This window comes from Paenibacillus sp. Lou8.1 (assembly GCF_024213565.1).
GTDB classification, from domain to species: Bacteria; Bacillota; Bacilli; order Paenibacillales; family Paenibacillaceae; genus Paenibacillus; species Paenibacillus polymyxa_B.
This window is the reverse complement of the sequence record NZ_JANAVN010000012.1, coordinates 203,142-215,255: the sequence shown is the minus strand read 5'-3', so window position 1 is coordinate 215,255 and position 12,114 is coordinate 203,142. Positions and strand designations below refer to the sequence as shown.

12 protein-coding genes and 1 riboswitch are annotated in these 12,114 nt (G+C 47.2%); of the genes, 10 read left to right on the top strand and 2 right to left on the bottom strand.

Features of this window, described 5'->3' with window-relative positions; translation table 11 throughout:
* Positions 1–286 precede the first annotated feature (286 nt).
* The 3 genes from NLX78_RS18320 to NLX78_RS18310 all read left to right on the top strand — a co-directional run bounded on the left by NLX78_RS18320 (position 287) and on the right by NLX78_RS18310 (position 3,792).
* Positions 287–1,279 carry a ketoacyl-ACP synthase III gene (locus tag NLX78_RS18320; protein ID WP_254351192.1) on the top strand — a complete coding sequence of 331 codons (993 nt, stop codon included), beginning with the start codon at positions 287–289 and terminating at the stop codon, positions 1,277–1,279.
* 130 nt (positions 1,280–1,409) lie between these two features.
* Entirely contained in the window at positions 1,410–3,545 is a 2,136-nt protein-coding gene (locus tag NLX78_RS18315; RefSeq protein ID WP_061832067.1) for a DNA topoisomerase III, read from the top strand.
* 109 nt (positions 3,546–3,654) lie between these two features.
* Positions 3,655–3,792, top strand: a complete 138-nt coding sequence (locus NLX78_RS18310) for a hypothetical protein (protein ID WP_016819760.1) — start codon at positions 3,655–3,657, stop codon at positions 3,790–3,792.
* A gap of 181 nt (positions 3,793–3,973) precedes the next feature.
* Here the strand turns inward: NLX78_RS18310 and NLX78_RS18305 are convergent, their stop codons facing one another.
* Both NLX78_RS18305 and NLX78_RS18300 read right to left on the bottom strand, forming a co-directional pair.
* Entirely contained in the window at positions 3,974–5,140 is a 1,167-nt protein-coding gene (locus NLX78_RS18305) for a type II asparaginase (RefSeq protein ID WP_254351191.1), read from the bottom strand.
* 351 nt (positions 5,141–5,491) lie between these two features.
* A complete protein-coding gene (locus tag NLX78_RS18300; RefSeq protein WP_081112528.1) occupies positions 5,492–5,620 on the bottom strand; it encodes a DUF4023 family protein in 129 nt (42 codons plus the stop codon).
* Between the two features lie 194 nt (positions 5,621–5,814).
* Here NLX78_RS18300 and NLX78_RS18295 point away from each other — a divergent pair, with 194 nt between their 5' ends.
* The 7 genes from NLX78_RS18295 (at position 5,815) to purS (ending at position 12,111) form a co-directional block, all read left to right on the top strand.
* Positions 5,815–6,078: a DUF1294 domain-containing protein gene (locus NLX78_RS18295; protein ID WP_025719814.1), complete on the top strand. Its 264-nt coding sequence runs from the start codon at positions 5,815–5,817 to the stop codon at positions 6,076–6,078.
* A 145-nt stretch (positions 6,079–6,223) separates the two neighbouring features.
* Entirely contained in the window at positions 6,224–6,658 is a 435-nt protein-coding gene (locus tag NLX78_RS18290; protein ID WP_061832065.1) for a universal stress protein, read from the top strand.
* Between the two features lie 351 nt (positions 6,659–7,009).
* Positions 7,010–7,111, top strand: a riboswitch (purine riboswitch).
* Between the two features lie 148 nt (positions 7,112–7,259).
* Positions 7,260–7,745: a 5-(carboxyamino)imidazole ribonucleotide mutase gene (gene purE / locus NLX78_RS18285; RefSeq protein ID WP_013308792.1), complete on the top strand. Its 486-nt coding sequence runs from the start codon at positions 7,260–7,262 to the stop codon at positions 7,743–7,745.
* Positions 7,742–8,917, top strand: a complete 1,176-nt coding sequence (gene purK / locus NLX78_RS18280; RefSeq protein ID WP_254351190.1) for a 5-(carboxyamino)imidazole ribonucleotide synthase — start codon at positions 7,742–7,744, stop codon at positions 8,915–8,917. Before purE ends, purK begins: the two co-directional genes overlap by 4 nt.
* A gap of 2 nt (positions 8,918–8,919) precedes the next feature.
* Positions 8,920–10,218, top strand: coding sequence for an adenylosuccinate lyase (gene purB / locus NLX78_RS18275; protein ID WP_013308794.1), 1,299 nt, complete (start codon positions 8,920–8,922; stop codon positions 10,216–10,218).
* A gap of 707 nt (positions 10,219–10,925) precedes the next feature.
* A complete protein-coding gene (locus NLX78_RS18270) occupies positions 10,926–11,807 on the top strand; it encodes a phosphoribosylaminoimidazolesuccinocarboxamide synthase (RefSeq protein WP_025719826.1) in 882 nt (293 codons plus the stop codon).
* 58 nt (positions 11,808–11,865) lie between these two features.
* The gene (purS, locus tag NLX78_RS18265) at positions 11,866–12,111 is read left to right on the top strand and encodes a phosphoribosylformylglycinamidine synthase subunit PurS (protein ID WP_013308797.1); all 246 of its coding nucleotides are present in this window, start codon (positions 11,866–11,868) and stop codon (positions 12,109–12,111) included.
* Positions 12,112–12,114 lie beyond the last annotated feature (3 nt).

Sequence of the window (12,114 nt, the reverse complement as noted above, 5' to 3'; positions counted from 1 at the left end):
CGACCGTTAAGCCCTCCAGCGCCGATGGTACTTGGACCGCAGGGTCCTGGGAGAGTAGGACGTCGCCAAGCAACAAGCAAGAGAGACCATGATCTTCTGAAGATCTTGGTCTCTTTTTTTGCGTTAAAAGACAGTGGAATTTTATTTAAAGTGAGTTTGTTATAAGTTCAACTGGATAAGTGGATATTAACTAATAAATAAGAAGACGGTTTTAAAATAATTTAGTACCAGGTATTAGTATCTGGTGTTATAATATGAATAAGGATTACAAAGGAGAGTGATCAGATTGTTGAATTCAAAAGCTAAGCTTACGGCCTTTGGCACTTATGTACCTGAACGGATTTTGACGAACGCTGACTTGGAGAAGCTTGTGGATACGAGCAACGAGTGGATTGTACAGAGAACGGGTATGCATGAAAGACGCATTGCGGCTGAAGATCAATATGTATCTGATTTATGTATACAAGCTATTACTCGTATGATTAACCTGTATGACGTAAATATAAACGATGTTGAGATGATCATTGTAGCGACGAGCACACCTGATTACTATTTTCCAAGCACGGCTTCACGTATTCAGGCTCATTTTGATATTCCAAACACAGGGTCAATAGATGTTAGTGCAGCATGTGCAGGTTTTTCCTATGGACTTCATTTGGCAAATGGCCTTATTACGAGTGGTCTGCATCGTAAGGTGCTGGTAGTAGGAGCCGAAACGTTGTCCAAAATTACAGATTATACGGATCGGACGACGTGCATACTTTTTGGAGATGGTGCAGGAGTTGCACTTGTTGAATATGACGAGGATGAAGGAGCATTTTTAACTTCAGATATAGGTACCTATGGGCAAGGGGGAGCACATCTTTACCGTGTGGGATTATCTGATCATTTGGATGGAGAGAAGCTGCAAGACCATGGATTTATTGCTCAAAATGGACGAGAGGTTTATAAATGGGCTGTTCGCTCTGTCCCAACGGGAATCGAACGATTATTGGATAAGGCAAATATGAAGAAGGCGGGTCTTGATTGGTTTGTACCTCATAGCGCTAATTTGAGAATGATCGAGTCCATATGTGAAAGAAGTACAGTACCTTTGGAAAAAACGCTGACAAGCGTAGAATTGTATGGTAATACATCTGCGGCATCCATCCCGTTGGCTTTGCAGTGTGGTTTGGATGATGGGCGTTTACGGTATGGACAACATGTGTTGTTATATGGATTTGGGGGAGGCCTCACCTATGCGGGTCTGCTATTAAAATGGAGTGTGCCTGATTTGTAAGTTATTCTAACCCATGTAGAAGCAATAGCACTAGTATGTACGATCATGTTAATTAAGAGCCGTTGGCATTAGAATTTATCGTAAGTTGGCAGGATGGTATAATTAACACTATGAGAGAAAGGAGCGTAACATGAAGGTACTGGTATTGGCAGAAAAACCGTCCGTGGCCAGAGAGATTGCACGTGTGATGGGTAGCCGCGAGAAGCATAAAAGTTATATAGAAGGACCCCAGTACGTGGTGACGTGGGCACTGGGACATTTGGTCGGCTTAGCAGAGCCAGAGGATTACGATTCTAAGTATGCGACCTGGAATTTGGAGGACCTGCCTATTCTTCCGAAGAGTTCAAAGTTAAAGGTGCTGCGCGAAAGTAATCATCAGTTCAAAGCTGTGCAGCAGCTCATGAAGCGGCAGGACATTGGAGAGCTTATCGTGGCAACAGATGCTGCCCGCGAAGGAGAATTGTTGGCACGCTGGATCATCCAAATGGCAAACTGGAAAAAGCCCTTCCGGCGCTTATGGATCTCCTCGCAGACGGACAAGGCGATTAAGGCAGGTTTCGCAAAGCTATTGCCTGGTCAGCAGTTTGATCGTTTATATGAATCGGCTCGCTGTAGAGCTGAAGCAGACTGGATGATTGGTCTCAATGTAACTCGCGCGTTGACTTGTCGTTATAACGCCCAACTTTCGGCTGGAAGAGTGCAGACACCAACACTGGGGATGATTATGGAGCGTGAGAAGGAGATTACCGAATTCCGTTCTCAGGAATATGATACTCTGACGGCGGATTTTGGCGATTTTCAGGCAACTTGGCGGGCAGAAAGCGGGGATTCACGCATGTTTGACCGCACTCAAGCAGAGGCTTTGCGCCGTAGACTTGAGGGGGCCAAAGGCACAGTTGCCAGTGTTAAAAAGAGCGAAAAGAACGAGCCTCACCCGCTAGCGTATGATTTAACGGAACTGCAAAGAGATGCTAATCAGCGCTATGGCTTTTCGGCTAAACAGACGTCTAATCTGCTTCAGCGTCTGTATGAGCAGCATAAGCTGGTGACGTATCCACGTACAGACAGCCGTTATTTGACATCCGATATGGTGGATACACTTAAGGAAAGGCTCAGTAGTGTAGCAGTAGGTCCGTATGCTTCCTTGGCACGTCCGCTATTGCGTAACAACTTACCAATCACAAAGCGAATTGTGGATGACAGTAAAGTCACGGATCATCATGCGATTATTCCTACTGAGCAGACATTATTGCTTAATCAGTTGAGCCCTGAGGAACGGAAGCTGTATGATCTGATTGCACGACGTTTTATCAGTCTATTCTATCCACCTGCACGTTATGATGCTGTAGCCGTATCAATAACGGTGGAGCAGGAGACGTTTCAGGTAAAAGGCACAACGGTAAAAGATAGCGGATGGCGTGCTGTATATGACGCGAACCATTATGATATGGATGATGAAGAAGCAGAGGATCGGGAAAACAATGGACGAGGCGTTATTTTACCTGAGCTGCAAAAAGGAGATTCCGTCCGGTTACAGCGTTGCCTTGTACGAGCTGGGCGAACGATGCCGCCGAAGCGGTATACAGAAGCAGCCCTGCTCGCTCAGATGGAAAAGCATGGACTGGGTACTCCTGCTACCCGTGCAGATCTGATTGAGAAGCTTGTCAGCTCGGATACGATTGAGCGTCAGGGGAACGTGATGCATCCAACCGGGAAAGGTAAGCAATTGATTGAACTGGCGGCTCCACAGCTTCGAACGCCCGAATTGACGGCACGTTGGGAAGCGGAGCTGGAACGGATTGCTCGTGGTCAAGGACAACCGGAACCGTTTTTGAATTCTATTCGTGCTATGGCGAAAGAGCTGGTTTCCACTGTGAAAAATAGCAGTGCGGAGTACAAGCCCCATAATGTGACGAATAGTCATTGCCCAGATTGTGGTACAAAGCTATTGGAGAAGAAGGGCAAGAAAGGCAAGTTCCTTGTATGTCCAAGTGCGGATTGCGGTTACCGTCGTTCAGGGGAAAAACGTTTGTCCAATCGACGTTGCCCGCAGTGTCATAAGAAAATGGAAATGAAAGAGGGCAAAGCAGGATTGTATGTAAGATGCCTGCCCTGTGGCATTACCGAGACGTTGGATAAGGACAAGCAGCGGGTAAACAAACGGGAACAGCAAAAGCTAGTAAGACAATTTGAAAAGCAGGAATCTTTTGGCTCCAGTTTGGGTGATTTGCTTAAAGCAGCGATGGAACAAAAGCAGGGCAAATAGCAGGGCAAATAACGGATGACCAAAAGTGCTACAGTCACATAATCAGCAGGTATACGTCGGTATAAAAACGATCACTCCTTGGCATGGTAAGCCGAGGAGGTGAGTATTTATGCCCAAACATAAACCGCTTAAAATCAATAATCAGCAAAATAAATCAAGCATACTGGAGGAGGAAATTGCAGCTCACCCAGAGAAGCAAGCGAAATATCCTCCAAGCTTGAATGGGATTCCCAAACAGCAGTCTTGATGCTGCGTGGGAGGGACAACGAATTACTGTATAGAACCAAGACGATTGATCGTCAGATGAAGTAGTTACTATGCTAGACCTGTCTCGCAAAAAAAAGAAGCAGCAGTTACGGTGGTTAACCGTAATCGCTGCTTCTTTTTCATAATAGAATGTTGATTTATTTGATTTGAGATAACTACTTTTAGTATTCATTAAAAAAAGATTGAATTTGGTTAACATCGTGTGTTTGGGTCAAAGCAAGCATGAGCAAAATCCGTGCTTTTTGCGGATTAAGCGAATCGGTCGATACAAAGTTCGATGCCGCGTCTTTTGTTGACGGGGACACCACTCCACTTCCCACGCGGCTGGAGCGGGCAATGATCACTCCTTTTTTACCAGCGGCCTCTGCGCCTTCTGAGGAGGTCTTGGACAAGGAGCCATTACCGGAACCAGCTACGACAATACCCTTGGCACCAGCTGCTACGGCTGCATCATACAGATAGCGACCATTGTTTTGATATTCGTATAAAATATCTACTTGTGGCAGTTGAGTCAGGTTAGAGATGTCGAATACAGAAGAAGTCGTATGCTTGTGTGTGGATTTGTTGTAGTAGTACACTTGATCGCCCACAACAGCTCCAAGGTATCCCTGCTCCACAGACTTGAACGTATCGACTGCTGTTGTGTTCGTTTTGGTGATGTATCTTGCTGCACCGATACGGTCGTTCAACAGGACGAGTACACCCTGACCTTTAGAGGCCGAAGCCCCAGCGACTTTCACTGCATTATAAAGGTTGAAGGGACCATCGGCACTGATGGCAGTAGCTGGACGCATAGAGCCAACGACAACTACTGGCTTATCGCTTTTGATAACAAGATTGAGGAAATAAGCTGTTTCTTCTAATGTATCTGTACCATGTGTAATGACAATGCCATCTACATCGTCTCTGACAAGCAGTTCATTGGTGCGTTTGGCAAGTTTTAAGAGGATCTCATTATTAACGTCGGGGCTACCTACATTAACAACTTGCTCACCACTGACATTTGCAATACTTTTCATCTCAGGAACGGCATTGATCAGAGTTTCCACACCCAACGCGCCTGCTTTGTAGCCGGTTGTATCCGTATTGACGGAAGATGATCCTGCGATGGTCCCTCCTGTGGCAAGTATTTTAATATTGGGTAAATGATTGGTTTGAGGATTTTCGGATTTGTCCGACGTTGTAGTGGTAGAAGCAGGTGCAGTTGTGCTGGTTGTAGCTGCTGCCGCAGCCGCAGCGTTGGCGGTAAATCCACCACTCCATAAGGTACTACCGAGAATAAAGCTAGCCAACAGGGGAATCATCGTCATTTTTTTCATGTTAGTCATATAAAGCTCCTCTCCAATCTTAAACCTCAAATATAAATGATAGATTAACTGACAAATATTTTGTCGAATTACGTTAATATCACGAATTATAGGGTGTAAAATTACTTTTAGTCAACACTTATGTTAGGAAATATGACTTTAGAACTTATTTATTATAAATGTAATCGATTTCAAAAAAGACATTTGCAAAACAAAACAACAAGCAGATATCTCATAAGGAGTCTGCTTGCTGTTATTGTGGAAGCTAAACAATAGAGTTTACCCCGTAATCAATTCGCATAAAAGGCTGCAGGGTTAAGTTGATACTTTAGGTTAATAACGCGGCTATACAGCTTAATGCAGATTCGTTGATCAAGGATTGTTGGAATGCTGTTTTGTCGGCAAGCTGGCGCTGGGAGTTCCTTTTCCTCGTTTACGGTTGCGTTCTGCCTTTTTTGCATTTTCTCGCAGCTTTTCAACGTATTCATGGGTGCTTTCCATCGCAGTTCCTCCTTTAAGACGAAATAGATGCACTCGGGGATCGCCCTTATGCCACCTTACTATTTCCGCAAAAGCGCTATCCAAGTCAGAAGAGGCGTTGTTTCTGTAAAAGGGGTGGGGTTATAATGAGGGGGAGAGCGCTATATAAGGCCTAATACCTGAACTTGGTACGGTGTGCAAAAGGAGGAGAGACATTGCAGACAGGCTTGTTGGTATGGCTGCTGTTTATCAATGCAGTAGGCTATCTGGTAATGTCGGAGGATAAAAAGAGAGCACGTAAACATCGTGATCGTGTACCTGAACGGACGTTGTTTTTCCTGGCCCTGATCGGGGGAGCATTAGGCGTTCTAATTGCCATGTACCGTAAACGCCATAAAACACGGCATATGAGCTTCAGACTAGGTATTCCTGCGTTGCTATTCATGAACGCATTGCTGTATGGGTATTTTTTACGGTAAAGGGGAGGAGTTTAGGTTCTCATAGGGAAGTTTAATGATGAGTGAGAAGACTATTCCAGCCATCCGGTGACATGGAATGAACAACCACAGGAATACATATTTCAGGCTTTGAATCAATAAACTGAATGAGGAAGAGGTGCAAATTATGATATTTTCAAAAGTATTGCTTGCTTATGACGGTTCGGATGCATCCAACAAGGCTTTGTTAAAGGCGGCTGAATTGGTCAAGGCATCACCGTCCTCGAAGCTTGAGGTGGTAACGGCATTCGATTTTCCTCGGATCTTTATGGGCGAAGGTTTGGCTCCAATTCCGGCTTCAATAAATAAAGAATATTACGATTTGGCCGAACAAACTACGGATGAAGTTAAAAAACGACTTGCTGAGCAGGGTGTAGATGCCAAGGTGGAACTGATTCAAGGTTCTCCAGCCGAAGTCATTTTGGATTATGCCAATGAGAATGGCTTCGATGCGATCGTGATCGGTAGCCGAGGTTTAGGTGGTATCCGTGAATTTGTATTGGGTAGCGTAAGTCACAATGTGGTGCAGCATGCGCGTATTCCTGTGCTGGTCGTAAAATAACTGAATAAAAAAGTAAAAGTCGGTTTACTGCCTGTATAGGGAGTGCCGACTTTTATTTTTTTTCAGAGGGATGCGTTGCGGTCGCTGTTATCAGGGGAGGGGAGCGATAGCTAAATATAATACAATAGTCCTGACCTGTGGGTATATAAGGGTACTGATTTCACTAAACACGAACATTCTATTGTATGATTATTCTAATGTTCGTTTTCAAGTTGACATAAGGTGTAGGGAATTGTTAAACTAGGAAGTGTATTGTCGATAAAAAATGAACTTAAGGTACAATTTAATAAGGTACACATGTTTGAGCCGAAACAAACCACGATCATACTTGTAAAGAATATCGATTGGGATGGAATAGGCACAATGCTAACTCGTATAATGCCGGGGATATGGCCCGGAAGTTTCTACCTGGAAACCTTAAATTTCCGGACTACGGGAGACATACGGCTGAAGCCGCATTGGATGCGGTGGAAGAGGCTTGCTTTTGGCATGCCTTTAAGAAGCTCTGTCGTTTGTTTTTTCGTAGTCCGGTGTCTTGAAAATAACGTTATTTTCGAGTGCCGGATTTTTGGCGCTTATTGATAAACAGGGAGTGAAGGACATGTCAGTGCAGGTCGCTGTCATTATGGGCAGCACATCAGACTGGGACACCATGCAGCATGCATGTGCTGTGCTGGACGAGCTTGAAATCGGATATGAGAAAAAAGTAGTTTCAGCCCATCGTACACCGGATTTAATGTTTCGTTTTGCAGAAGAGGCCGCTGGGCGTGGACTAAAGGTCATTATTGCTGGAGCGGGTGGGGCTGCGCATCTGCCAGGAATGGTGGCTGCGAAGACAGCATTGCCGGTCATTGGTGTGCCTGTTCAGTCGAAGGCTCTGAACGGTCTGGACTCCCTGCTCTCCATTGTGCAGATGCCGGGTGGTATTCCGGTTGCCACTGTGGCAATTGGTAAGGCAGGCGCTACAAATGCAGGGCTGCTGGCAGCACAAATATTAGGCGCTTTTGACGAAAAGATAAGCCAGCGGGTTTTGGCGAGACGCGACCGTATTCGTGATGAGGTGCTGGAAGGCAGTGACTCGCTATGAATGGGGCATGTGAATCCGCAGGCCGTATCCGACCTCCTGGTACAACGATTGGACTTTTAGGAGGCGGGCAATTAGGAAGAATGCTTGTACTGGCTGGAACCAATCTAGGATATCGCTTTGTGACACTGGACCCTGCACCGGATAGCCCTTGTGGACAGGTGTCAGAACAAATCCGCGCTGCCTATGATGATGAGCATGCGGCCAGAGAGCTGGCTGAGCGGTGCGATGTGATCACGTATGAGTTTGAAAATGTGGACGCAGGTGTGGCTGCACTTTTGGAACAGGAATCCAGCGTGCCGCAAGGCAGCAGTCTTTTGTACACAACACAGCACCGTCTGAGAGAAAAGCGTTCTATTGAAGCTGCTGGTGTCCCTGTCGCTCCGTATCGTGAAATCAGCAGTCTTGCGGATATGGTGCAAGCGGTAGCTGAACTGGGTGTACCGTGTGTGCTTAAGACAGCAGTCGGTGGTTATGATGGCAAGGGACAAGTGGTCATTCGCCAACCGGAGCAAGCCACGGCTGCCTACGAACAACTGGCAGGAGGCGGTGCGGAACTGGTATTGGAACAGTTCATCCGTTTTCGCTGCGAAATCTCGGTGATTGTAGCTCGCAGTACGAACGGTGAAGCCAAAGCCTTTCCACCTGCCGAAAACATTCACGTGAACAATATTTTGCATACGTCGATTGTGCCTGCACGTGTGCCAGAACCTGTCCAGGAGGAAGCACGCAAGTTGGCGCTGGCTGTGGCAGAGTCGCTGGGTGCGGTGGGACTGCTCGCTGTAGAGATGTTTGTCACCGAAGACGGACAATTGTACGTTAATGAGTTAGCACCACGACCGCATAACTCCGGTCATTACACGATGGAGGGGTGCGCGACGTCGCAATTCGAGCAGCACATACGTGCGATTTGCGGTTTACCCTTGGGCAGCACGAAGCTGCTGACTTCCGTCGTGATGGTCAATGTGCTAGGTGAGCATTTGGAGGATGTGGTTCGGCGGTTTGCGCAAGCGGATGTTGAAGCTGAAAGATTGGATGTTGTACCCAAGCTGCATTTGTATGGAAAAAGTGAAGCCAAGCCAGGCCGAAAGATGGGACATATTAATCTATTGTGCCAGGATGCGGAACAAGCGCTGGAATGGATTGAACAAACCAATATTTGGGGGAATAAATAGTCATGATCGAACGCTATAGCAGACCGGAAATGAGAGCGATTTGGACGGAAGAAAATAAATTTAAAGCATGGCTGGAAGTAGAACTGTGTGCCTGTGAAGCTTGGGCGGAATTAGGGGTTATTCCAAAAGAGGATACCGTGGCTCTGCGTAAGAATGCAAGTTTTGATATTGAACGGATCTATGAAATTGAGCAGGAGACAAGACATGATGTCATTGCATTTACCCGCACGGTATCCGAAAGTCTTGGAGACGAGCGCAAATGGGTACATTACGGTCTGACCTCCACAGATGTAGTTGATACGGCACTGGGCTACCTGTTAAAGCAGGCGAATGAAATCCTGGAGCGCGATATCTTGAATTTTATTGAAATTTTGAAGGAAAAGGCATTGGCTTACAAGCACACACCGATGATGGGACGTACACACGGAGTACATGCTGAGCCAACTACGTTTGGACTGAAGATGGGATTGTGGTACGAGGAAATGAAGCGCAATCTGGAACGCTTTCGTTTTGCGGCTGACCAAGTACAATACGGTAAAATGTCCGGTGCAGTTGGGACATATGCCAACATTGACCCGGCTGTAGAAGAATTTGTATGCCGCAAGCTGGGCACCAAGCCTGCACCCATTTCTACACAGACGCTTCAGCGCGACCGTCATGCCGAATACATGGCAACATTAGCGTTGATCGCCACATCGTTGGACAAATTTGCTACAGAAGTCCGTGCTCTGCAAAAGAGTGAGTTCCGTGAGGTGGAAGAAGCTTTTGCCAAAGGTCAAAAAGGTTCTTCCGCGATGCCGCATAAACGCAATCCGATCGGCAGTGAAAACATCTCCGGTCTGGCGCGTGTGATTCGTGGGCATATGGTATCTGCGTATGAGAACGTAACCCTGTGGCATGAACGCGACATCTCGCATTCTTCTGTGGAACGTATTATCCTGCCGGATGCAACCATGCTGTTGAACTACATGCTGAACCGTTTTGGCAATATCGTGAAAAATCTGACGGTCTTCCCTGAAAATATGAAGCGCAATATGGCACGTACGTATGGTGTACCATTCTCCGGCCGTATTATGACGAAGCTGATCGACAAAGGCTTTAGTCGTGAAAAAGCCTACGATACCGTGCAGCCGCGTGCTATGCAGGCGTGGGAAGAGCAACGCCAGTTCCGCGAAATCGTCGAGGCGACCCCGGAAATTACTGCCGTGCTCAGCGCAGACGAAATCGAGGATGCGTTCAACCCAGCCTGGCATCTGAAGAACGTGGATACGATCTTCAAAAAGCTGGGATTAGGGGAGTAGGAGGGAAGGTTGCTGCGTGGTGAGGCCGCTGCGCGAACGGATCATTCTTCCGATTGCTGTTGCCCCTGGATTCCTATGATTGTATAAGACCAGATATTGGTTGGAATCCAGAGGCAAAGGCAAGCGCTGACGCTTCTCCAGAACGATTCCGTCCGCTCCGCTGCACCCAGCATCAACCCTCATGTGGGAGCAGAACTATGGGAAGGTGCGGCACATAAGATGCCGCACCTCCCCAAAGGCGATGGAAAAGCGTGTTCCACTGCTTTCTATCACAGGCCACGTTCTCGGGAGGGCTGCCGAATTTGCGCAGCAAACAGCCCGCTGCCCTCCCGAGAACGCGCAGGCTCAAGAAGCGAAGCCTTGAGCCACCGTATCCGTGCGCAGCGTAGCACATGTGCACAACAGGGCGAAGCCAGAATGCTCGCTGCACGGCATGCCGTGCTACGGCCACGGGCCGAATGGTATTGCGGCGACATGCACGTAAAAACGTTTTTTTGTACCAACGTAAAAGCGTTGCTGGATGAGAGTTTGTACCAACAAGCCTTTATCCAGCAAAACGCGCTCACATCACTCTAGCCACATAATAAACGCCCCCATCCCGCTCACCAGCCAACCCTTGCGGGAGTCCCGAGGGCAGCAGCCCTGGGGGTCCTCCCCGAGGGGAGGATTTAGGAGGGGGAATACTCTTTTGAAAGAGGTGTAATGAAATGTCATTGTCTACTGCCGAAGGTCTGATCCATGCGCCGCTCTTGTATAAAGGCAAGGTGCGTGAACTGTATGATCTCGGAGAGCATTTTCTGATTGTGGTGACAGACCGAATTTCGGCTTTTGATTATGTGTTAGAGCCACCCGTGCCCGAAAAGGGGAATGTGCTGAATAAGCTCAGCGCTTTCTGGTTTGAGCAGACGAAAGACTTGTTGGAAAACCATGTCGTGCACACTGATGTGAACAAGCTCGGGCATGTGATCGACGAACAGAATAAAGAGTTGCTGAAGGACCGGATCATGGTCACGCTGAAGGCTGAACGCATCGACATTGAGTGTGTGGTGCGCGGATATATTACCGGAGGCGGCTGGCGTCAGTATGAGCAGAACGGTGAGGTGAACGGCATTCCATTGCCAGAGGGGCTGCGTAAAAACGAGCGTTTTCCCAAGCCATTATTTACACCAGCTGCAAAAAATGATGTTGGACACGACGAGGACATTTCCCTTCACCAAATGAAAGAACTGGTCGGGGTTGAACTAACAGGTGAGCTTGAGGAAAAGAGCTTGGCGTTGTACGAATTTGCACGTGCTTTCTGCGAGAAGCGGGGGATTATTTTAGCCGATTGCAAGTTTGAGTTTGGTCTTGTTAACGGTAAGGTGATTTTGATTGACGAAATTTTCACTCCAGATTCATCCCGTTTTTGGGCGCAGGAAAAGTATGAGCTGGATGTTGAGATTGACAGCATGGACAAGGAGCCGGTACGAAGCTATTTGGCATCATCCGGTTGGGACAAGAATAGCAAGCCCGATCCATTGCCTGCTGAGGTCGTAGAAGAAACAACTGCAAGATATACGGATATTTGGCGGCGTCTGACGGCACAGTAAATAGTAATCATAATTCAACCAATAGGATTCACTCATTCGGAGGAGGAACTGAAGGAACATGATGAAAGCAACAGTCTATGTCACGATTAAGCAAAGCGTTTTGGACCCGCAGGGGGTTGCCGTGCAAGGCGCACTACATTCTATGGGTTTCGGAGAAGTGGACAGCGTCAGAATTGGTAAGTATATGGAATTGAATCTGGATACAACAGACCGCGAGAGTGCTGAAAAGCGCATCATTGAGATGTGCGAAAAGCTGTTGGCCAACACGGTCATTGAAGACTACCGCTACGAACTGGAGGGCTGATTC